We start from the raw sequence: 20,609 nt of genomic DNA, 5'->3' as shown, positions 1-20,609 counted from the left end.
CATGACCGACCCCCTCGACTTCACCGGTGCGCGCGTTCTCGTCATCGGCGGGTCGAGCGGGATCGGGAACGGCATCGCGCACGGCTTCGGCGCACGCGGGGCGAGCGTGACTGTCACCGGCACGCGGCCCGATTTCGGGGACTATCTCGAGGCCGAAGACTCCGACTTCACCGGCCTCGACTACCGCCAGCTTGATCTGACCGACCGCGAGGCGGCGGGGCGTTTGGCGGCGGATTTCGGCCCGCTCGATGTGTTGGTGCTGTGTCAGGGCACCGTGCGCTACGGTCGGCAGGAGTTCACCCGCGAGGGCTGGGATCAGGTCATCGACATCAACCTCAATTCGGTGATGGACGCCGCCCGCGCCTTCCACCCCGCGCTGGCGGAGGCCGGGGGCAGGATCATCATCGTCTCCAGCGTCGCCGCGTTCAAATCCACCATCGGCACCCCCGCTTACGCGGCATCGAAAGCAGGCGCGGCGAGCCTCACCAAGACGCTGGGCGAGGCCTGGGCGAGGGACGGCATCCGCGTCAACGGCATTGCCCCGGGGCTGGTGCCGACCAAGCTCACCTCAGTAACCACCGACCACCCCGAACGGCTCGAAGCGAGCCTCAAACGCATCCCCTTGAGGCGCATGGGCACGCCTGAGGACATGGCCGGCGCCGCGCTGTTCCTCGCCTCGCCGCTCTCGGCCTACATCACCGGGCAGACGCTGGTGGTCGACGGCGGGCTGACGCTCGCCTGACCTCATCCGGGACAGTCCGCAAGCCTCGTCCCGGACGATTACCTACAACTGAAAACCAGTCACAAACGCGTCACACCCTTGCGCCACTCCGACAAAAAACGGGGCTGGCTGAAATATGGATGTCGTCAATATCTTCCTGACGAGCGAACTGGGCGAAAGCCTTGAGGATTTCGTTCACGACCAGCGCCGCTTCACCTTCGACCGGCTGGGGCCCGAGGGGCCGCGGAGGCTGGTCGAGGGGCCGATGTGGGCCTTTGTCGACTGGGTGATGCCCGAGCTGGCGGGGCTTGAGATGTGCCGCCGGCTGCGCGCCGATGCCCGCACGGTCGATGCCCATGTCACCATGGTTCTCGAGGAAGACGACCCCGAGGACCGCCGCCGCGCCTTGCGCGCCGGGGCGGACGACTACGTGATCGGGCCGCTCACCCGCACCGCGGTGCTCGACCGGGTGCTGGCGCTGCAATCGCGCGGGGTCGAGCGCCAGGCGACGCGGTGGTTCGAGCTCGGCGCGCTGACGATCGACATGGCGGCCTTGCAGGCGCGCTGGAACGAGGCGCCGATTGTCCTCAGACCCAACGAATTCCGCCTGCTGCGCTTCCTCGCCGAAAATCCCAACCGGGTGCTGACCCGCGAGGACCTCATCAACGGCCTCGGCAAGCGCGAACCGCCGATCGACGAGCGCACGGTCGATGTGTGGATCGGCCGGCTCCGGCGGGCGATCAAGTCGGCCGGCGGCGGCAACCCGCTGCGCACGGTGCGCTCGCTGGGCTATGTCTTCGATCTGAACTGAGGACGCGAAGCGCGGCCGCTTCGGCGCGGGCGCCATCGCGCTTGCGGGTTCGCTGCCGCGCTCTGCCGGCAAGTTGTGAAGGCAGCCACGCTCCGGCCCGCAATGCCCCCCAAAGCAAAAGGCCGCCCCCCGAAGGGAGCGGCCTTTGCGTTTGCGGTCAGCGCCGGATCAGAAGTGCGCCTTGAGGCCCACCGAGAAGGACGTGCCCACCTGATAGGTGTTGAACTCCACCCGGTTCGTCCCGAGCTGCTGGAATTCGAGGTGGTCGCGCCCGAAGATGTTGCGCGCCTCGAGGCTCAGCTCGAGCGCGAGGCCGGCGAGGCTGATATCGGTGCGGCCCACCACATCGAAGGTGAAGCCGGGGTTCTCGATCACGTCGGGCTGGTTGAAGCCGCGGCTCACCACGCGCTTGCTGGCGTAGTTGACGAGCAGCGTCAGCTGCTGGACCTTCTCGGTGTCCTCGATCCCGAGCGAGATGTTGGCGAGGTGGTCCGACTGGCCGACCAGCGGGGCGCCGTCGCGGAACAGCTGGTTGGCAGCGAGCTGCCCGGTCTGGCGACCGCCCAGCGGGTGGAAGGTCAGATCTCCCGCCGCGACCGACAGGCTCGACTTCGAGTAGGTGTAGTTGGCGAGGATCAGGATCTGCTTGGTCTCGAAGAACCCGCCCGCATTGTAGAGGTCGATCCCGTAGGACAGGTCGACTTCCGCACCGTAAAGATCGGCAGCAGGCGCGTTCGCGAAGCTGGTCAGCAGGTTGCCGAAGCCCGACTGGCTGAACACGAAGGATTCGATCGGATTGTCGAGCTTCTTGTAGAAGCCGGCAAGCGTCAGGCGGTTCTTCGAGGTCAGGTAATATTCCGCGCGCCCTTCGAGGTTGAGCAGCTCGGTGTCGTTGAGGAACGGGTTACCCTGGTAGCGGCGGTTCGATTCCGGATCGAAGTAGGTCTGTTCGACCAGTTCGCGGAACTGCGGGCGGCCGATGGTCTTGGAGGCCGCAAGCCGCAGTTGCAGCTTGTCGGTCGCCTGCCAGGTCACTGTCCCGCCGGGCAGGAAGTAGTTGTTGTTCAGATTGGTCGGGATCGAGTTGGTGATCGGCGTATTGAAGATCGTCTGGTCGAGCGCGACCGTCTGTTCGGCATCTTCGTAACGCACGCCGGCGTCGATCGTGATCGTCTCGGTCGGCAGCCAGCGGACCTGCCCGTAACCGGCATAGACCTTGAGCGCGGCATCGAAGGCCGGGAAGTCGGTGACTTCGGTCAGCGACACTTCATAGCCGGCGATGGTCGCCCCGTTGATGATGTCGCCCGGACGGCGCAGGCCGAGGGCAGGGATCGTCGACGGGCCGAGCGGGCCGAGCACCGGGTTGGAGATATCGGCCTGGATGCGCGGCTGGAACTCGCGGTTCGAGGAAGCGCGGGCGGTGTCGTTATAGGTGCCACCGACCGTCAGATCGAGACCCGAGGCAAGCTCGTAGGACACGTCGGTGCCGATGAAATACAGGTCTTCCTGCAAATCCTCGAACGCGACAGTCGAGACGCCGGTGTCGGATTCCTGGTTGAAATAGGCGACGAAGAAGTTGCCGAAGGGGCTATCCGCACGGTTGGTGCGGGTATAGCGGATGTTGGCGTTGAAGGGCGCCTCGCGGTCGGTGCGGGCGTAGCCTGCGCGCAGGTCGACCTTGAGCGCGTCGAAATCCAGCTCGGTCACCAGCTGCGTGTCGACCAGCTGGCGTTCGAACCAGGCGGTCTGCTGGTTGGCGACATCGAAGCCGTCGAGGCCCAGCGTGAAGTTGGTGCCCTGCTGGAGACGCGCGGTCTTGAGGGTGTCGCGGATGTAGAGGTTGGTCCAGCGCACCTTGTGCTCGCCAAAGTCGAGCCCGAAGCCGAGCATCGCGTTGACCAGCACCTTGTTGTCGGTGACGAAGGTCGTGTAATCTTCGTTGAGCGCGGTCAGGTCGGTGTTGCCGACCTGGCTGATCACCGACCGGTTGCGCCAAGTATTGCGGATGCCTGCGGTGGCGACAATGCCGAAGGTCATGTCGTCGGACAGGTCGATCGACAGGCCGCCGGTGGCATTGGCCGAAAAGTTGGCCGGCAGGCGGCTGCGCCGCTGGAGCGTGACGAGGTTGGTCGGCAGCAGCTGCGCGGCGATGGCTTCCTGCGTCAGCTGCGCGGGGTTGGTCGCACTGTAGTTGACCGGCAGATCGCCGAGGCGCAGCCCGCTGTCGAAATATTGCTGGAGGAACGAGGGGATATCGCGGTTGCCGTTGTCGAAGCCGAAGGTGTCCCAGCGGCTGCCGAAATAGGTCAGACCGTTCTCGAACGTGGTCTCGGTGTCCCCGCTGCCGCTGAACGAGATGTCGAAATAATCCTCGAGCGGAACGGCCTTGGTGGTGAGGTTGATCACGCCGCCGCCGAATTCGCCCGGGTAGTTGGCCGAATAGGTCTTCTGCACGAGGCTGGAGGCGACCACGCTGGTCGGGAAGATGTCGAGCGGGACGACGCGGCTCAGCGGCTCGGGGCTCGGCAGCGGGAGGCCGTTGAGCAGTGCCAGCGAGTAGCGGTCGCCAAGGCCGCGCACAAAGACGCGGCCCTCGCCGACCACCGACAGGCCGGTGACGCGGTTCAGCGCGCCGGCGATGTCGCTTTCGCCGGTGCGGGCGATGTCGGCTTCGGTGAGGACGTTGAGGACCTGGGTCGAATTGCGTTCGGGATTGCGGTTGCGACGGCCGGTGACGACGATCTCGCCGCCGGGGACCGAAATCTCGGGATCTTCGATCGCCTGTTCTTCGGTGGTCTGGACGTCGCCGGCCAGCGGATCGCCCGCCTGCTCTTCGGCTTGCGCGTCGGTCGGCTCGGCATCCTGCGCGTGAAGCGCTACCGGAAACGTGAGCGACGTGGTGAGAAGCAGCAGCCCTGCCAGGCGCTTGCCGGTCGACATAATGCTAGACCCCCTCATGAATAGGCCTTTTTTGAACGATTTGGCCGACGGGCGGCCGGTATTACGAAACAGGGGAGGCGCACGCAGGTGCGGCGCCTCCCCTTACTTCGAAAGGCGCGATCAGGAGTAGACCGGGAGCCTGTTGCACAGGTTGGTGGTGCCGCCGAAGGTCAGCGTCGCCGAGTTGCAGGTCCAGCTGCCGAAACGCGCGCTGGCGGCGGCCGCATCGTTCGCAGCACCGATGAAGGTGGTGGTCTCGAAGAAGGTCGACAGCGTGTTGGCGTTGAAAGCGGTGCGGCCGTTCTCGCCGGTGCCGTTCACGAAGCCCGTGAGGGTGATGGTGAAGGCGATGTTCGAGTTGCTGTCGAAGGCGTTGGCGACGGCAGCGTTGGTCGTGGCGTCGTTGGCGGTGCCGCGGACCGGCGCAGCCGGATCGCAATCGCCGACGACGCTGTTGAACTGCGGGCCGGCGGCCTGGGTGGCGGCCTCGTCGATGCGGACGCAGGTTTCGGTGTTGGTGTCGATCACGCCGTTGGCGAGCACCAGCTTGGCACCGCCGCGGGCACGCACGACCTGGTCGTTGTTGGTCGAACGCTCGATGAAGGTGAAGTTCGACACCCGCATCACGGTCTGCGGCAGGGCGCCGATCGGGGTCGCCGCGCCGTCGGGCGAGTCGAGCTCGATCAGGTTGTCGCCGAGGCTGCGCTGGGCAACCACGACATACTGCGCATCGAACTGCGCGCCGGTGTCGACGTCAAGACCGTCATCGTCGTGGCCGATTACGGCAACGTTGCGCATGCGCACGGTGCCGCCGAAGGATTCAAGGCCGTCATCCGAGCTGTTGAACGACATGAGGTTGGCAATGGTGGTGCCCGAACCGATGCCGCCGGTGGTCAGCGACTGCAATTCGTTGCCCGGTGCCAGGCTGAAGCCCGAGTAGCGGATCTGGTTGAAGGTGAACGAACCCGAGCTGTCGGCCGAGTTGCCACCGCCGAAGCTGACGGTCACCGGCTCGCCTTCGAGCGACTGCTGGCAGGTCGCGTTGTTGGTCGGGTTGGCTGCGGTGTTCACGCCGCCGCTGTTGCAATCCGAAACCGGCGCGCGGCCGGTCAGCACCACGCCGCCCCACTGGCCGATCGAGGTGTCATCGGCGAGGCCGAGCACGTTGTCGCGGCTGGTCCAGACGATCGGACGAGCGGCGGTGCCGTTGGCCTGGATCGCGTTGCCGCGGTTGACGAGCAGGTAGGAACGACCCGTCGAACCGAACACGATCACGCCCGGCGCGACGGTCAGGGTGACGGTGCTGCCGGTGCTCGCAAAGCCGCGGTCCACGCCAACGTCGACGCGGCCCGGAAGCGCGTAGAGGAGACCCTGGATGTAGGGCAGGGTGTCGCTGACGTTGATCACGGCCGGCAGGCTGCAAACGCGGTAGGTGCCGGTCGGGCCCGAGATGGTGCCGCTGTCGGTGAGGCCGCCGGTCGAGTTGATGGTCGGGCAGCCGGCAGCCGGGGTGACCAGGGTCTGGGTCGGCGTCGGGGTGGGGGTCGGAGTCGGGGTGGGCGCCGGATTGTTGATGATGATGTTGCCGCCGGTGCCGGGCGAGACGATCTCGTCTGCGCCGCAACCCGCCAGAGCGGCCAGGCTGCAACCCAGGATCAGAGTGCGTTGGATGTTTTTCACGAGCGTGGGTCCCCTCTTGAGCCGAGAATCGAGTTAGGCGCATCTTGGTAGGCGCTGGAGGCTCGCTAGGAGGTGTTCGTGACAGAATTCTTGCAGCATGACAGCCGCGTGGCATTTGCTGTAATATGACCGAAGAAAGACTATTATGACCAACCTCCGCCATGGGACAGTCCGCGATGGCCTGTCCCGTGTAACATGAATATCTATCAAAAACAGATACATAGCCCATCAAATTACAAATAAAAGCCAATGTTACAGTTATATTGCATTCCCTCCGCGACGCAGGCATCATGCGTGTCTGCTGAAGAGGAGTCATGCCGATGTCCGTTGCCTTCCTTGCCCTGGCGCTTGCCGCTGCAAACCCGCTTCCCGGCGCCCCCTCGGGCGCCGCGCAGCTCGCGCCCGACGCCGCGCCCGAACTCGCTGCGCGCACCATCGCTGCCGGCCGCGCCGAACAGGCCATTCCCGCGCTCCAGAAGGCCAGCGCCGCCGATCCGCAGGATGCCGCGGTGCTGATCAATCTCGGCATCGCCTATGCCCAGACCGGAGACGAGGTTCGCGCCCGCGAGGCCTTCCGACAGGCGCTGGCCTACGAGGAAGTGATCGAGCTCGATACCGCCGATGGCACCGCTACCGATTCGCGGCGGCTGGCGCGCAAGGCGCTCAAGATGCTCGATCGCGGCGAATTCCGCAGCGCTGGCGCCGTGACCGGCCAGCTGAGCCTGCGCGATCAATGATCCTTTGATGTGGAGCCCGGGACACACCTGCGCGAAAAAGCGGCAGGATGGGTCCCGGCTATCCGCTGCCATCGCCCCGGGGCTTTCCTCGTACTGTCACCTGTCTGTCATTTAGGATAGACAAAGCGGGACACTCTGGAGGGCCGAGACATGATTCTCGCCGCGGCTTGCCGCGTCATGACAATTGTTGCAGGTGCCGGGCTTGCTTTCGGCCATGCAGGCCAGGCGCGCGCCGATGTGCTGGAACTGGACGCTGGCGGTGCCCGCTGGGTGGCAGGTCCGCTCGCCGGGCAGGACGCCGCGCCCGCGCCTGCGAATGCCGCCGGGCCCGCCGATCTGCCCGTGCTCGCCGGGGCTTCGGGCGTCCCCGACTACGCCATCGCCGATCCCGCGCGCCACGCTGCCGGGGTGCCGCAGCGATACGCCGCCAAGATCGCCGAGCTTTCCGCCCGCTTCGACCTCTCGTCCGCGCTGCTCGAAGCGGTGGTGTGGCAGGAGAGCCGCTGGAACGAGAACGCGGTCTCGCCCGTCGGCGCGCAGGGCCTTGCCCAGCTGATGCCGGGCACCGCGCGCTATCTCGGGGTCGACCCGCGCGACCCTTTCGCCAATCTCGAGGGCGGGGCGCGGTATCTGCGCGAACAGCTTGACCGGTTCGGCGGCGATATCGAGAAGGCGCTCGCCGCCTACAACGCCGGTCCCGGACGGGTCGAGCGTTCGGGCGGCGTTCCCAATATCCGCGAAACGAAGCAATATGTCGCCGCCATCATGGGGCGGCTGTCCAACCATGCGCGCGCGCCGGGCCGGTGATCGTCCGCGCCGCCGCACCGCTATGTGAGAAAACCAGGAAAGACATGATGTCGCAATTCCGTATCCCCGCCCGCCTCGCCGCCGCGCTTGCGCTTGTCTCGGCGCACAGCGCTGCCTTCGCGCAGAATGCCGACCCGGCCGGTTCGGGCCCGATCAACAATGCGCTGCTGTGGCTCCAGGGCACGCTGCTCGGCACGGTGGCGACCACCATCGCGGTGATGGCGGTGGCCGCGATCGGCTTCATGATGCTCACCGGCCGGATGAACTGGCGCTTCGGCGCGACCGTCATCATCGGCGTCTTCATCCTGTTCGGCGCGACCACCATCGTCGCCGGTATCCAGGCCGCGGCAGGCTGAAGGGCGTCTGATGAGCGACCTCGTCCGCAACCCGGTGCACCGCGCGCTCACCCGCCCGCAGATGTTCGCGGGCGTGACGATGAACTTCTTCATCATCAACATGATGGTGACGACAATCGCCTTCCTGATCCTGCGCAACCTGCTGATCCAGAACGGGCTTTTCCTGCTCGGCTTCCTGCTGATCCCGGCGGTGATGCACGGCGTGGGCTATTTCGCATCCCTGCGCGAGCCGCGCATCTTCGACCTGTGGATCACCAAGGTTTCGAAGTGCCCGCGCGTGCCCAATTTCAAGCGCTGGGGGTGCAACTCCTATGCGCCTTAAGGACATCCTGACATGGTAAGGTGGGCCTCATGGTGAAGTGGATCGGAGCCGCCGCGTGGAGCGCCAGGGAAGCCCGCGTCGGCGACCGCCTGCCCTATGCGCGCCTTGTCGACGAGAACACCGTGCTGCTGCGCGATGGCTCGGTGATGAGCGCGATCCAGGTGCCCGGCCTCCTGTTCGAGACCGAGGACAGCGATGCCCTGAACGCCCACGCCGCCACGCGCGAGGTGATGCTGCGCTCGACGCTCGATGCGCGCTTCGTGATGTATCACCACGTCATCCGCCGCCGGGTCGAGGTGGAGCTGGACGCGGAGTTCCCCGATGCGCTCAGCCGGCATATCGATGCGCGCTGGAAGCAGCGGCTGGCAGGCGGATCGCTGTTCATCAATGACCAGTTCGTCACCCTGATCCGCCGGCCCGCGCGCGGCAAGACCGGGCTGCCCGAGCGCCTTTCGAAGATGTTCAGCCGCGCCGGACAGGACGAGCCGGAGGCCGATCCCAAGGACCTGCGCAGCCTGAAGGCAGCGATCACCGGGCTGGTCGCATCCTTGCAGAATTACGGCGCGGCGGTGCTGGGGGACTACCAGGCACCCGGCTCGGCCAGTGGCGGCACCAATTCGGAAATGCTCGAACTGCTCTCCGCGCTCTACAACGGCGAGATGCGCCCGGTGCGCCGGCCGAGCCCCGAGACCGATATCGGCCACATGCTGCCCTATCGCCGCGCGAGCTTCGGGCTGGATGCGATGGAGCTGCGCGGCAGCGCCGCGCCCGATTTCGCCGCCATCCTCGGCCTCAAGGATTACCCCGAGGCGACCTCGCCCGGCCTGCTCGATAACCTGCTGCGCCTGCCCTACGAGATGGTCGTCACCGAAAGCTACGCGCCCAACGAGCGCACCACGGCCAAGGAGCGGATCGACCTCGCGCTGCGCCGCTCGCGCTCGGTGGACGAGGAGGCCGCGGCCGAACGCGCCGACATGCTCGCCGCGCGCGATCTGCTCGGCAACGGGGCGGTGGGCTTCGGCGATCATCACCTGACCGTGCTGGTGCGCTCCGCCACGCTTCCCCAACTCGACGACGCGATGGCCGCCTGCGCGGCCGCGCTCGCGGATACCGGCGCGATCGCGGTGCGCGAGGACACCAACCTCGAACCCGCCTTCTGGGCGCAGTTCCCGGGGAACGAGGAGTATATCGTGCGCCGCGCGCTGATTTCCTCGGCGAACATGGCCGGTTTCGGCAGCTTCCACGGGTTTGCCCTGGGGCAGGCTGCCGGCAACCACTGGGGTGATGCGGTCACGCTGCTGGAAACGACCAGCGCGACGCCGTTCTTCTTCAATTTCCACCACGGCGACCTCGGCAATTTTTCGGTGATCGGGCCGAGCGGCTCGGGCAAGACCGTGGTGATGAATTTCCTCGCCGCGCAGGCGCAAAAATTCAAACCGCGCACCATCCTGTTCGACAAGGATCGCGGGGCGGAGCTGTTCATCCGCGGGATCGGCGGGCGCTATGACCGCATCGCGCCGGGCGAGCCGACCGGGTTCAATCCGCTTGCGCTGTCGGACACGCCGGCAAACCGCGCCTTCCTGCGCGACTGGCTCGCCGTGCTGCTCAAGGCCGACGGGCCCGAGGAATTCGCGACGCTCTCGGCCGCGGTCGATGCGACCTACGCGAACGATCCCTCGCTGCGCCGCCTGCGCCACTTCAAGGAGCTGCTGGCAGGCGCGCGCCGTCCCAAGCCGGGCGACCTTGCGGACCGGCTTGGTGCGTGGATCGGTGAGGGCGAGCACAGCTGGCTGTTCGACAATGCCGCCGACCGGCTCGATCTCGAAACCCGGGTGATGGGCTTCGACATGACCGCGCTGCTCGAAAACCCGCGCCTGCGCACACCGACGATGATGTATCTCTTCCACCGCATCGACGAGCGGCTGGACGGGCTGCCGACGATGATCCTGATCGATGAAGGCTGGAAGGCGCTGGACGACGAGGTCTTTGCCGCGCGCATCCGCGATTGGCTCAAGACCCTGCGCAAGCGCAATGCGCTGGTCGGCTTTGCCACCCAGTCGGCGCGCGACGCGCTCGACAGCCGCATTGCGACCGCACTGGTCGAGCAGACCGCGACGATGGTGTTCATGCCCAACAGCCGCGCGCGGCCTGAGGATTACTGCGACGGCTTCGGCCTCACGGCCCACGAATTCGCCCTGATCCGCAGCCTCCCTGCGCATTCGCGCTGCTTCCTGGTGCGCCAGCCCGATGCGTCGGTGGTGGTGCGCCTCGACCTGTCGGGCGCGCCGGAAGTGCTGACGATCCTGTCGGGCCGCGAAAGCGCGGTGCGGCGGCTCGACTTGCTGCGCGAGGCGGTCGGCGATTCGCCCTCGGCCTGGTATCCGCCGCTAACCGGGAGGGCGTGGCCGGACGGTCCGGGTGACCCGGAAGACGACTCCATGTGGCAGGCCGCCGAATGAGCGCGAGCTGCGATACCGCCGCGCAGGCGATGGGCACCGGCGTTTCGGCGGCGCTGACGGCGGTCGATTGCATCGCCAGCGGCGTCAGCGAACAGGCCTTCAACCGCCTGTTCGGCGACGATGGCCAGCTCGCCTTCGCGCTGACGGTGTTGCTGGGGCTCTACGTGGGCTTCTTCGGCATCTCGCTGATGCTCGGCCGCTCGAACATCTCGGTGCGCGCGCTTGTCCCGAAGATGATGACGCTGGGGCTGGTGCTGACCTTCGCCACCAGCTTCGTCGCCTTCTCGAGCGTGTTCTACAACATCTTTATCGGCGGGCCCGACCAGATCGCCGGCATCCTGACGGGCACGCAGAACGAATCCGCCACCATGGTCTTCGCGCAGAAGCTCGACGTGGTGTTCCTCGCGATCCAGCAGGCGAGCGGGGATACCTCCAACATCAGCGCCTTTTCGCCGCCCGGGATGATGTGGCTGGGGGCGATGCTGCTGCTGCTCGGCACGGTCGGCATGCTGGTCACCGCGCGCATTGCGCTGGCGCTGCTGCTCGCGCTCGGCCCGATCTTCGTGGTGATGGCGCTGTTCGACGGCACGCGCGGGCTGTTCACTGGCTGGCTCAAGGGGCTGACGATGATGGCGCTGGCGCCGCTCTTTGCGGTGCTGGGCGGATCGATCATGCTCGAGATCTCGGTCCCCGTGCTCGCCGCGCTGGTCGCTGTGCCGGGCAAGATCGACCAGCAAGCAGCGATGGCGTTCTTCCTGATCGGCGCGGTGCATGTCGCGCTGATGCTGCTGGCGCTGAAGGTCGCCTCGACGATGGTGGCCGGCTGGCAGGTGTTCGGCCTGGTGCCGGGCAAGGAGCGCGAGCGCCCCGCCGAAGGCCCGCGCCCCGTCGCCGTGCCGCAGGTCCCGGCCGGCGCGCCGCGCGATACCAACATCGCCCCGGCCGTCGCCGCTGCTGCAACCGCGCGCCGTGCCGATGTCGCCCCGCCGCCGCAGGTGGTGGTCGCCAATGACACCGATGCGGCAGGCGGCGCGGCGCGCGAAACCCGCGTGATCGCTGCGACCGGCACGGGCGGGCAGGCGGCGGCGCTGGGCGCTGCCCCGGCGCGCACCCGCGGTATCGGGAACCGCTTCCGCTCCACCTCCACCTCCACCTCCACTTCTGCCTCGGGCCCGTCCGCGCCCGCCCCCAAGCCGACGACGCCTTCGGAGACATACCAATGACCCGCGCCGCGCTCCTCATGGGCCTCGCACTCGCCTTCGCCTGCCCCCTTGCCGCCCCTGCCGCCGCGCAGGACAGCCGGTTGCAGACGCTCGTCTACAATGCCGATGCCGTGGTCCGCATCGATGGCCGCGTGAAGGTCCAGACCACCATCAAGTTCGCCCCCGACGAGATCATCGAGAACGTCGCGATCGGCGACAGCGCGGCCTGGCAGGTGCAGCCCAACAAGGCGCAGACGATCCTGTTCGTGAAGCCGCTGGAGCCTGCCGCGCGCACCAACATGACGGTGGTGACCGACAAGCGGACCTACCTGTTCGACCTGGTGGCGAGCCCCAGGGCCGACGCGCTTTACGTTCTCCAATTCCGCTATCCCGAACTCGAAAGGGCCGCCGAGGAAGCGCGCCTTGCCGCGATCGCCGAGGCCGAGGCGCAGGCGATCCGCGCGGCCGCCGAGCCGCAGCCATCCGCGGCGGCCGCCCCCGATCCGGCCAAGTTCAACTTCGCCTGGGCAAGCGCGGGTTCGCCCGAACTGCTGCCCGCGCGCACCTATGACGATGGCCAGTCGGTGTTCCTGACCTGGGCGCCCGGTGCGCCGATCCCCGCGATCCTCATCACCAATGCACAAGGCGACGAGGGCCCGGTCAACTACACGCCGCGCGGTGATACCGTTGTCGTCGACGGGGTGCCCGCGCAGATCATCCTGCGCTCGGGCAAGGACACGGCGACCCTCACCAACACCGGCCCGATGCCGCCGTCCTCGCGGCAGGCGGCGCTGTCCGGCCCGCGCGGGAAGGGCAAGCAATGACCGTTCAACCGATACGAACTGCCAAGGAGAGCATCTGATGCGTCTGGCCATGCGTTTGCCCCCCAAGAAGGGTGGCGGAGACGGGAATGACGGGGCGGTCGATCCGCGCACCCGCGAGAGCGCCGAAATCATCGATCTTGCCAGCCGCGCGGCTTTCCCCGCGGTCACCGACCGCAAGGCCAAGGGTGACGGTGCGGGCCTTGCCGCGGGCGTTGCCGTGGTCGGTCTGCTCGGCGCGGTGACCTTCTGGGCGATGAACGCCGCGCGCACCGCCGAGCCGCAGGGCATCGGCAACCCCGCCGTCACTGCACCGCAGGCGGCCCAGCAGGCGCCGGTGCAGTTGCAGCCGGTGACCGATCCCGCGCAGGTCCAGCCGGGTGCCGTGCCGGTCGTGCCGCAGGCCGATCCTGCGCCGATGCCGGTCTATTCGGGCAATCCGGGCGCGATGAGCGTGCCCGCGGCCAATCCGTACAACAGCCCGATCACGGTGTTCGATGGCGGATCGGCGCGGGGCCTGCGCCTGGCCGAAGGACCCTCGGCGCCTCCGCCGGGAACCCCCGCAGCGGGCGTCGGCGGCACCGGCGGCGCATCGGCCTTTGCCAGCAGCATCGGCGGCGTCGGCGGTGCGCCCGCGCAGGCGCGGGCGATGGCCAACCCCTCGACCACCGTGACCGAGGGCACGTTGATCCCCGCGATCCTCGAGACCGCGATCAACACCGATGTGCCCGGCTATGTCCGCGCGGTCGTCAACCAGGACGTGCGCAGCTTCGATGGCAAGCGCGTGCTCGTCCCGCGCTCCTCGCGCTTGATCGGCCAGTACCGCGCCGGGGTGGAGCAGGGCCAGCGCCGTGCCTACGTGATCTGGACACGCCTGATCCGGCCCGATGGCGTGTCGGTCAACCTCGCCTCGCCGGCGGTCAGCTTCGACGGGGCGACGGGGATCGAGGGCGACGTCAACAGCCACTTCTTCAAGCGCTTCGGATCGGGCCTGCTGCTGTCGGTGGTCGGCGGCCTCGGCGCGGTGGCGACCGGCGGCATCGGCGGCGCTCTGCTCGGCAGCAGCGCGCAGAACGCGGCCAATTCGGCGGTGCAATCGCAGGGCCCGATCAGCCCCACCATCAAGGTGCGCGCGGGCGAGCCGATCCGCGTCTACACCGCGCGCGATCTCGATTTCACCGCGGTCGGCGGCTGACGGCCATGGCCGCGGACATCCACCGGCTGGAAGCGGCGGAGGGCACGGCGGCCAGCACGCCGCTTTCGCCCGAGCGCAGCGTCTATCTCGACGCCTATCTCGCGCCCTTCCGCCGCTGGCTCGAACGCGACACCGTGACCGAGATCATGGTCAACCGCCCGGGCGAGGTGTGGATCGAGGACGCCGCCAGCCCGGGGATGCAGCGGCTCGATACGCCCGAGATCGATGACCGGCTGGTACAGCGCCTTGCCGAACAGGTCGCGCGGGTCAGCCACCAGGGGATCAACCGCGAACACCCCTTGCTGGGCGCAACCCTGCCCGATGGCGCGCGCGTGCAATTCTGCGGGCCCCCCGCCAGCCGCAAGCACTGGGTCATGGCGATCCGCCGCCATCGCCGGCTCGATCTGCCCCTGGACGCCTATGACACCGGGCCGCTGGTCGGCGAGATGCAATTCGACCTGCCCGATCCGCAGGCCCAGCCGATCGCCTACCTGCGCGCCGCGATCCGCGCGCGCCGCACGATCCTGATCTCGGGCGGGACGAGCACCGGCAAGACCACCTTCTTGAACGCCATGCTCGGCGAAATTCCGCCCGAAGAACGCGTGGTGCTGGTGGAGGACACGCCCGAACTGCGGTTCCCGGGTGAGAACGCGGTCGGGCTGGTCGCGGTCAAGGGCGAACTCGGCGAGGCCAAGGTCACCGCCAACGAACTGCTCCAGGCCGCGCTCCGCCTGCGTCCCGATCGCATCGTGCTGGGCGAATTGCGAGGGAGCGAGAGCGTCAGCTTCCTGCGCGCGATCAACACCGGCCACCCCGGCAGCTTTTCGACGATCCACGCCAACTCCTTGCGGGGCGCGCTGGAGCAGCTCTCGCTGATGGTGATGCAGACCGGCATCGGCCTGACCCGTTCGGACACCATCGCCTATGCCGCCAGCGTCATCGACGTGATCGTCCAGCTCGGCCGCGATGCCAACGGCAAGCGCGGGATCACCGCAATCGCGGATAGCCGCTCGCTTGTTTGATATTCGCGCTGGCCGGTGCGAACTGCTTGACGATTATGTGACAATCCCCGCATCCGCATTTACACGTAAGCCGCTTGCGAACACATGCGCGCCCGGCGCATCATGGCGCGCAGGACAAAGCCCGGCCCGCACACAGGCGGCACCGCGCAGGACAGGGAAGCGATGAGCACGTCACCGACCGGCACAGATCCCGCGCCCGCGGCCGCTGCGGCGGGCACAACCCAGATGGCGGTTCTGGGGCCGGACGAATCCCCCTATTTCAACCGCGAGCTTTCGTGGCTCCAGTTCAACCAGCGCGTGCTGGCCGAGGCCTGCAACGAGGCCTATCCGCTGCTCGAACGTCTGCGGTTCCTGTCGATTTCGGGCAGCAATCTCGACGAATTCATGATGATTCGCGTCGCCGGCCTCGTCGGCCAGGTGCAGCGCGGGTTCGATGCCCCCTCGATCGACGGGCGTTCGCCCGCCCAGCAGCTGACCGCGATCCGCGAGACACTCGCGATCCTCTCGCAGCGCCAGCAGGCGATCTGGCGCCAGCTGCGCACCGGGCTTGCCGGGGCCGACATCCACGTCGCCGACGAGGAACGCGTGAGCCCCGAGGTGCACAAGTGGCTGGGGCGCTATTTCCTCAATGAAATCCTGCCGATCATCACCCCCCAGGCGCTCGATCCGGCGCACCCGTTCCCCTTCGTCCAGAACGAAGGCATGGGCCTGCTCTTCACCCTCAAGCGCGAGGCGACCGGCGAACAGCTGATCGAGATGGTGCTGCTCCCCAGCGCCCTGCCGCGCTTCGTGCGCGTGCCCGACGGTGTGACCGGCGCAGGGTCCGGCAAGGGCGGGGCGCTCTACATCTCGATCGCGCGGCTCATCCAGCGCTATGCCGAGGCGCTGTTTCCGGGCTTCACGATTGAAGGCGACGGGCTGTTCCGGGTGCTGCGCGACAGCGACATCGAAATCGCCGAAGAGGCCGAGGATCTGGTGCGCACCTTCCGCAGCGCGATCCAGCGCCGCCGCCGGGGGCAGGTCATCCAGCTCGAGATCGACGAGGATTTCGATCCGGCGGCCGAAAGCCTGCTGCTCGACCAGCTCGGCATCAACGAGGCCGCGCTCATCAAGACCGACGGGATGATCGGCATCGACGGGCTGGCCGAGATCGTCCGCGAGGACCGGCCCGACCTCAAGTTCGACGCCTATTCCCCGCGCTTCCCCGAACGCATCCGCGAGCATGACGGCGATGCCTTCTCGGCGATCCGCGAGAAGGACATCGTCGTCCACCACCCCTATGAAAGCTTCGAGGTGGTGGTCGACTTCATCCGGCAGGCTGCCGCCGACCCCGACGTGGTGGCGATCAAGCAGACGCTGTACCGCGCAGGCAGCCAGTCGGCGGTGATCGGCGCGCTGATCGAGGCGGCAGAGGCCGGCAAATCGGTCACCGCGGTGGTCGAGCTGAAGGCCCGCTTCGACGAGGAGCAGAACCTCAAATGGGCGAGCGCGCTCGAACGGGCCGGGGTGCAGGTGATCTACGGCTTCACCGACTGGAAGACCCACGCCAAGGTTGCGATGGTGGTGCGGCGCGAGGGTGATACCTTCCGCACCTATTGCCACTTCGGCACCGGCAACTACCACCCGGTCACCGCCAAGATCTACACCGACCTCTCCTTCTTCACCGCCGATGCCAAGATGGGGCGCGATGCGGCCAAGATGTTCAATTTCGTCACCGGCTATGTCGAACCGCACGCACTGGAGCGGCTGCACATCGCGCCGATCGACCTGCGCACGGAAATCTACGACCGCATCGACACCGAGATCGCCAATGCGCAGGACGGCAAGCCCGCCGCGATCTGGCTGAAGTGCAACCAGCTGACCGATGAAGGCGTGATCGACCGGCTTTATGCCGCGAGCAATGCCGGGGTGCAGGTCGAACTGGTGGTGCGCGGGATCTGCTGTCTGCGGCCCGGGATCGCCGGCCTGTCCGAGAACATCCGCGTCAAATCCGTGATCGGCCGCTTCCTTGAACACAGCCGCATCTATGCCTTCGCCAATGGTCACCCCATGCCATCCGCCCATGCCGCAGTGTTCATCGCCTCTGCCGACATGATGAGCCGCAATCTTGATCGCCGGGTGGAAACGCTGATCCCGATCCTCAACCGCACGGTCCATGATCAGGTGCTCCAGCAGGTGCTGCTCGCCAACATGCTCGACAGCGAGCAGAGCTGGTGGCTGCATCCCGACGGCAGCTATTCGCGGGTCGAGACCGAGGCGGGCGTCAAGCCGTTCAACTGCCATCGCTATTTCATGACCAACCCGTCGTTGTCGGGACGCGGCGGATCGCTGGAGGCGGGCGCGGTGCCCAAGCTCAGCTTGCGCCGGGGCGCGGTGGCATGATCTGGGGCAAGCGGCGGGCAGACCGCAACGGCGCGCTGGGCGGCGCCGGGGGCGAGCGTGCGATCATCGACATCGGATCGAACACGGTGCGCCTTGTCGTCTATGGCGGCACCATGCGCGCGCCGACGGTGCTGCTGAACGAGAAGGTCACCGCCAAGCTCGGACGCGAGATCGCGGTGACGGGGCGGCTGGCGGACGAGGCGATGGCGCTCGCACTGCGCGGCCTGAGGCGCTTTGCACTGCTGCTCGCCGATATGGGCATCAAGGACATCGAGACCGTTGCCACGGCAGCGGTGCGCGATGCCGCCAACGGCCCTGAATTCGTCGCCGAACTGCGCGCGATCGGTCTGAAGCCGCGGGTGATTTCGGGCGAGGAAGAGGCGCTGCTCAGCGCCCACGGCGTGATCGGCGCCTTTCCCGATGCGCACGGGATCGTCGCCGACCTCGGCGGAGGCAGCCTCGAACTGGTGCGCGTCGCACAGGGGACATGCGCGGACGCAAGCTCGCTGCCCTTGGGCACGCTGCGCCTGCCCGAACATCGCGGCAAGAACCGGACCGACATGAAGAAGTCGCTCGACAAGGCGATCCGCAAGGGCGGCTGGGATCTGGCCGCCAATCCCCCGGCGGATAACGGCACGCTCTATCTGGTGGGCGGCACCTGGCGGGCGATGGCGGTTTATGCGATGGCCGCAAGGGGCTGGCCGCTGAGCGATCCGCACGGCTTCGAGCTTGATGCCGCCGGCGCGCAGGAGCTGGCGCTTGCGCTTTCCGCGAGCGAGACCGACGCGCTCAGGACCCGCGAACGCATCAGCACGATGCGCGCCGAAAAGCTCCCCGATGCCGCGGTGTTGCTGCAAGCGCTGCTGGCGCGACTGGCGCCCGAGCGGGTGGTGTTTTCCTCCTGGGGCCTGCGTGAAGGGCTGCTTTACGATCGCCTGCCCGAGCATACCCGGACGCAGGACCCGCTGCTTGCCGGGGTGGCGGTGTTCGCCAGTCAGCGCGGGACCCAGCCGACGCTCGCGGCGCGGATGGCCGCCTGGACCCTCGATGCCGCGCCCGCGCGCGACCACGGGAGCGAGCGGCTGCGCCTTGCAGCGACCATGCTCGCGCTTGCCTCGATGCAGATCGAGCCCAACATCCGGCTGCCGCAGGCGATCAACTGGGCACTGCACAAGCGCTGGATCGGGCTCGATGGCAAGGGCCGCGCGATGCTCGCTGCGGCTGTGGCGGCCAATGGCAACCAGCTCGCCTTCCCCGCCGAAGTGCGCGCGCTCGCCAGCGAGGAGGCGCTGGAGGAAGCGGTGCGCTGGGGCCTTGCGCTGTGGCTCGCGCGCAGGCTCGGCGCGCAGTCGGCCCGCTCGCTCGAAGTCAGTCGCCTCAAGGTCGAGGAGGGCGCGCTGGTGCTCGAACTTGCCGCCAGCCACGCCGCGCTGTTCGGCCAGCCGACCGAGAAAGACATGAAGCTCCTCGCCGGCCGGCTCGGGCTCGGCTGGCGGGTCGATATCGTCGAACAGATCGTGCTCTAGGCGCGCTTCTCTTCGCTGCCGAAGGGCGAGAAGTCGGTCTCGATGTCGTAGAGGTCGACGCCCTCGGCCTTCTTCAGCCGGTTCACCACCACGTATGTCACCGGCGTCAGCGCGGCTTCCCACGCGACCTTCAGCGCCCAATTGGTGATCATCACGGTAAGCACGGCCTCAGTCGTCCAGATGCCGAGGAAGGCGACGGGATAGAAGATCAGGCTGTCGACCGCCTGCCCGAAGAAGGTCGAACCGATCGTGCGGCTCCACAGCGCGCGGCCCCTGGTCCAGACCTTCATCTTGGCGAGCACGAAGGAATTGACGAACTCGCCCGCCCAGAAGGCGATGATCGATCCGGCGACGATGCGCCAGGTGCTGCCGAACACGCTTTCGTAGGTCATCTGGCAGATCGCCCCGCCAGGGATCGCGGAGTCGGCGGTCGTGGTGGGCGGACGCTGACCCCCGAACCCGCTTGCCGCGCACTCCCAACCGGCAAACGGGGGCAGGGCGGTGACGATGAACGACATGAACGCCAGAAAAACCATCGCCGCCGTGCCCACCCAGATCACGCGGCGGGCTTTGGCAAAGCCGTAGATCTCGGTCAGCACGTCGCCGATCACGTAGCCCAGCGGGAAGAACAGGATCCCGGCGCCGTAGATGAAGGTGCCGTCGGGTGCGGGCCACCAGCCTTGCGGCCAGAACGGCACGCTCACGAAGGTCAGCTTGGCCGCACCGATGATGTTGGAGAGCAGCAGGATGGTGACGAAGCCCGCCATCACCAGATCATAAAAGCGGAATGTCGCCGGCGCGTAGGCCGTGGCGAGGATGCCGTCTGCGGGATCGCGGTCGAAGGCGGCGGCGGGATCGGGCGGGCTTTGCGTCGTGGCGGTGTTTTCCATCGCCGGAACGGTTAGCGCGATTCCCTTGGGACGCAAAGCGCGCTAATGCCCCATCCGGCGCGCGCCCGTAGCTCATCTGGATAGAGCGCGAGACTTCTAATCTTGAGGCAGCAGGTTCGAGTCCTGCCGGGCGCGCCAAATTACAAAGGGTTAGAGCTAATTTGAATGTTACCCAATTGCGCTGGGTTACACATGGGTAACTTAGTCAGCCTTCCCGCCCTCGATCACGTCCAGCGTCGGCCCGCGCAATGCGAACGGGCGAGCGCGCAGCGACGCCATAATTCCCTGCATATTGGCGGCGAGGCGGTCGTCATCGCCGGGATCGTAGCGCGCCATTTCATCCGCCACTAAGTCCTGATTAATTGCCCCCTTGCGCTCTAGCTGGTCGCACAAGGCGTAGAAGGCGATGGTGAGCGCCTTCAGCCATGCGTCAGTTTCCGTTCGCCCTTCCATTATCGCACCCTCCTTCTAGCGCTGCGCGCTGCCATCAACTGTGCCTGTTGCGCGCCGAGGTTGGCAACTGAAGGCGCGTTCGTGGCAATCCTGCCGTCAGTGAAGGCTATCAGGTTGCCGGTGCGGGGATCAACGCCAACCGTAACGTGAGTGCCCCCACCCATGCCCGCTAGCTTGTGATTGGGGATCACCTGCGAACGGCGCGGCAGATTGACCAGCTCAACCGCCGCTTTCTGGTCATGGCTGATCATTACATGGTCGAGCCCACGGCCTGCTCGCCGGCTG

18 protein-coding genes and 1 tRNA gene are annotated in these 20,609 nt (G+C 67.2%); 14 read left to right on the top strand and 5 right to left on the bottom strand.

Translation table 11 applies throughout. From position 1 onward, the window contains the following. Position 1 precedes the first annotated feature (1 nt). On the top strand, positions 2-742 hold the full coding sequence (locus D620_RS0104995; protein WP_017664692.1) for an SDR family NAD(P)-dependent oxidoreductase: 741 nt from the start codon (positions 2-4) through the stop codon (positions 740-742). 115 nt (positions 743-857) lie between these two features. Beyond that, positions 858-1,532: a response regulator transcription factor gene (locus D620_RS0104990; protein WP_017664691.1), complete on the top strand. Its 675-nt coding sequence runs from the start codon at positions 858-860 to the stop codon at positions 1,530-1,532. Positions 1,533-1,700: 168 nt separating this feature from the next. On the opposite strand, the gene D620_RS0104985 is transcribed toward D620_RS0104990, so the two are convergent. Further along, positions 1,701-4,472: a TonB-dependent receptor domain-containing protein gene (locus D620_RS0104985; RefSeq protein WP_017664690.1), complete on the bottom strand. Its 2,772-nt coding sequence runs from the start codon at positions 4,470-4,472 to the stop codon at positions 1,701-1,703. Between the two features lie 120 nt (positions 4,473-4,592). After that, on the bottom strand, positions 4,593-6,152 hold the full coding sequence (locus D620_RS0104980; RefSeq protein WP_017664689.1) for a hypothetical protein: 1,560 nt from the start codon (positions 6,150-6,152) through the stop codon (positions 4,593-4,595). Between the two features lie 320 nt (positions 6,153-6,472). On the opposite strand from D620_RS0104980, the gene D620_RS14710 reads away from it, so the two are divergent. The 11 genes from D620_RS14710 (at position 6,473) to D620_RS0104925 (ending at position 18,981) form a co-directional block, all read left to right on the top strand. Next, positions 6,473-6,889 carry a tetratricopeptide repeat protein gene (locus tag D620_RS14710; protein WP_196795256.1) on the top strand — a complete coding sequence of 139 codons (417 nt, stop codon included), beginning with the start codon at positions 6,473-6,475 and terminating at the stop codon, positions 6,887-6,889. A 177-nt stretch (positions 6,890-7,066) separates the two neighbouring features. Further along, positions 7,067-7,696: a lytic transglycosylase domain-containing protein gene (locus D620_RS0104970; protein WP_017664687.1), complete on the top strand. Its 630-nt coding sequence runs from the start codon at positions 7,067-7,069 to the stop codon at positions 7,694-7,696. Positions 7,697-7,740: 44 nt separating this feature from the next. Then, complete coding sequence (locus D620_RS0104965) at positions 7,741-8,052, top strand: TrbC/VirB2 family protein (protein ID WP_017664686.1); 312 nt, start codon at positions 7,741-7,743, stop codon at positions 8,050-8,052. A gap of 10 nt (positions 8,053-8,062) precedes the next feature. Then, positions 8,063-8,374, top strand: a complete 312-nt coding sequence (locus tag D620_RS0104960; protein ID WP_017664685.1) for a type IV secretion system protein VirB3 — start codon at positions 8,063-8,065, stop codon at positions 8,372-8,374. A gap of 29 nt (positions 8,375-8,403) precedes the next feature. After that, positions 8,404-10,833, top strand: coding sequence for a VirB4 family type IV secretion/conjugal transfer ATPase (locus D620_RS0104955; protein ID WP_026091961.1), 2,430 nt, complete (start codon positions 8,404-8,406; stop codon positions 10,831-10,833). After that, entirely contained in the window at positions 10,830-12,056 is a 1,227-nt protein-coding gene (locus D620_RS0104950) for a type IV secretion system protein (RefSeq protein ID WP_017664683.1), read from the top strand. The genes D620_RS0104955 and D620_RS0104950 overlap by 4 nt, the downstream gene beginning before the upstream one ends. After that, the gene (locus tag D620_RS0104945) at positions 12,053-12,859 is read left to right on the top strand and encodes a TrbG/VirB9 family P-type conjugative transfer protein (RefSeq protein ID WP_017664682.1); all 807 of its coding nucleotides are present in this window, start codon (positions 12,053-12,055) and stop codon (positions 12,857-12,859) included. Before D620_RS0104950 ends, D620_RS0104945 begins: the two co-directional genes overlap by 4 nt. Positions 12,860-12,896: 37 nt before the next feature. Then, positions 12,897-14,051 carry a TrbI/VirB10 family protein gene (locus tag D620_RS0104940; protein ID WP_233991979.1) on the top strand — a complete coding sequence of 385 codons (1,155 nt, stop codon included), beginning with the start codon at positions 12,897-12,899 and terminating at the stop codon, positions 14,049-14,051. Positions 14,052-14,056: 5 nt separating this feature from the next. Further along, positions 14,057-15,073 carry a P-type DNA transfer ATPase VirB11 gene (virB11, locus tag D620_RS0104935; RefSeq protein ID WP_017664680.1) on the top strand — a complete coding sequence of 339 codons (1,017 nt, stop codon included), beginning with the start codon at positions 14,057-14,059 and terminating at the stop codon, positions 15,071-15,073. A 225-nt stretch (positions 15,074-15,298) separates the two neighbouring features. Beyond that, a complete protein-coding gene (locus D620_RS0104930; RefSeq protein WP_026091960.1) occupies positions 15,299-17,455 on the top strand; it encodes an RNA degradosome polyphosphate kinase in 2,157 nt (718 codons plus the stop codon). Next, on the top strand, positions 17,452-18,981 hold the full coding sequence (locus D620_RS0104925; RefSeq protein ID WP_017664678.1) for a Ppx/GppA family phosphatase: 1,530 nt from the start codon (positions 17,452-17,454) through the stop codon (positions 18,979-18,981). Before D620_RS0104930 ends, D620_RS0104925 begins: the two co-directional genes overlap by 4 nt. On the opposite strand, the gene D620_RS0104920 is transcribed toward D620_RS0104925, so the two are convergent. Further along, positions 18,978-19,871 (bottom strand): queuosine precursor transporter, encoded by an 894-nt coding sequence (locus D620_RS0104920; protein ID WP_017664677.1) that lies wholly within the window; start codon positions 19,869-19,871, stop codon positions 18,978-18,980. The two genes, D620_RS0104925 and D620_RS0104920, sit on opposite strands and share 4 nt — an antisense overlap. 61 nt (positions 19,872-19,932) lie before the next feature. Between D620_RS0104920 and D620_RS0104915 the strand changes: the two genes are divergently transcribed. After that, a tRNA-Arg gene (locus tag D620_RS0104915) sits at positions 19,933-20,009 on the top strand. A 63-nt stretch (positions 20,010-20,072) separates the two neighbouring features. On the opposite strand, the gene D620_RS0104910 is transcribed toward D620_RS0104915, so the two are convergent. Both D620_RS0104910 and D620_RS0104905 read right to left on the bottom strand, forming a co-directional pair. After that, on the bottom strand, positions 20,073-20,324 hold the full coding sequence (locus tag D620_RS0104910) for a hypothetical protein (protein ID WP_017664676.1): 252 nt from the start codon (positions 20,322-20,324) through the stop codon (positions 20,073-20,075). Continuing rightward, a partial coding sequence (locus tag D620_RS0104905; RefSeq protein ID WP_233991977.1) for a hypothetical protein occupies positions 20,324-20,609 on the bottom strand: 286 nt, incomplete at its 5' end. The genes D620_RS0104905 and D620_RS0104910, both read right to left, overlap by 1 nt.

It is taken from the genome of Porphyrobacter sp. AAP82 (assembly GCF_000331285.1).
Taxonomy (GTDB): domain Bacteria; phylum Pseudomonadota; class Alphaproteobacteria; order Sphingomonadales; family Sphingomonadaceae; genus Erythrobacter.
This window is presented reverse-complemented; position numbering and strand designations above follow the sequence as displayed.

Excerpts from the sequence above, each read along its gene's own strand:
- D620_RS0104985 (WP_017664690.1), bottom strand. The coding sequence starts at position 4,472 with ATGTCGACCGGCAAGCGCCTGGCAGGGCTGCTGCTTCTCACCACGTCG.
- D620_RS0104995 (WP_017664692.1), top strand. The coding sequence starts at position 2 with ATGACCGACCCCCTCGACTTCACCGGTGCGCGCGTTCTCGTCATCGGC.
- D620_RS0104910 (WP_017664676.1), bottom strand. The coding sequence starts at position 20,324 with ATGGAAGGGCGAACGGAAACTGACGCATGGCTGAAGGCGCTCACCATC.
- D620_RS0104955 (WP_026091961.1), top strand. The coding sequence starts at position 8,404 with ATGGTGAAGTGGATCGGAGCCGCCGCGTGGAGCGCCAGGGAAGCCCGC.
- D620_RS0104960 (WP_017664685.1), top strand. The coding sequence starts at position 8,063 with ATGAGCGACCTCGTCCGCAACCCGGTGCACCGCGCGCTCACCCGCCCG.
- D620_RS0104945 (WP_017664682.1), top strand. The coding sequence starts at position 12,053 with ATGACCCGCGCCGCGCTCCTCATGGGCCTCGCACTCGCCTTCGCCTGC.
- D620_RS0104920 (WP_017664677.1), bottom strand. The coding sequence starts at position 19,871 with ATGGAAAACACCGCCACGACGCAAAGCCCGCCCGATCCCGCCGCCGCC.
- virB11 (WP_017664680.1), top strand. The coding sequence starts at position 14,057 with ATGGCCGCGGACATCCACCGGCTGGAAGCGGCGGAGGGCACGGCGGCC.
- D620_RS0104940 (WP_233991979.1), top strand. The coding sequence starts at position 12,897 with ATGCGTCTGGCCATGCGTTTGCCCCCCAAGAAGGGTGGCGGAGACGGG.
- D620_RS0104965 (WP_017664686.1), top strand. The coding sequence starts at position 7,741 with ATGATGTCGCAATTCCGTATCCCCGCCCGCCTCGCCGCCGCGCTTGCG.
- D620_RS0104950 (WP_017664683.1), top strand. The coding sequence starts at position 10,830 with ATGAGCGCGAGCTGCGATACCGCCGCGCAGGCGATGGGCACCGGCGTT.
- D620_RS0104990 (WP_017664691.1), top strand. The coding sequence starts at position 858 with ATGGATGTCGTCAATATCTTCCTGACGAGCGAACTGGGCGAAAGCCTT.
- D620_RS14710 (WP_196795256.1), top strand. The coding sequence starts at position 6,473 with ATGTCCGTTGCCTTCCTTGCCCTGGCGCTTGCCGCTGCAAACCCGCTT.
- D620_RS0104970 (WP_017664687.1), top strand. The coding sequence starts at position 7,067 with ATGACAATTGTTGCAGGTGCCGGGCTTGCTTTCGGCCATGCAGGCCAG.
- D620_RS0104925 (WP_017664678.1), top strand. The coding sequence starts at position 17,452 with ATGATCTGGGGCAAGCGGCGGGCAGACCGCAACGGCGCGCTGGGCGGC.
- D620_RS0104930 (WP_026091960.1), top strand. The coding sequence starts at position 15,299 with ATGGCGGTTCTGGGGCCGGACGAATCCCCCTATTTCAACCGCGAGCTT.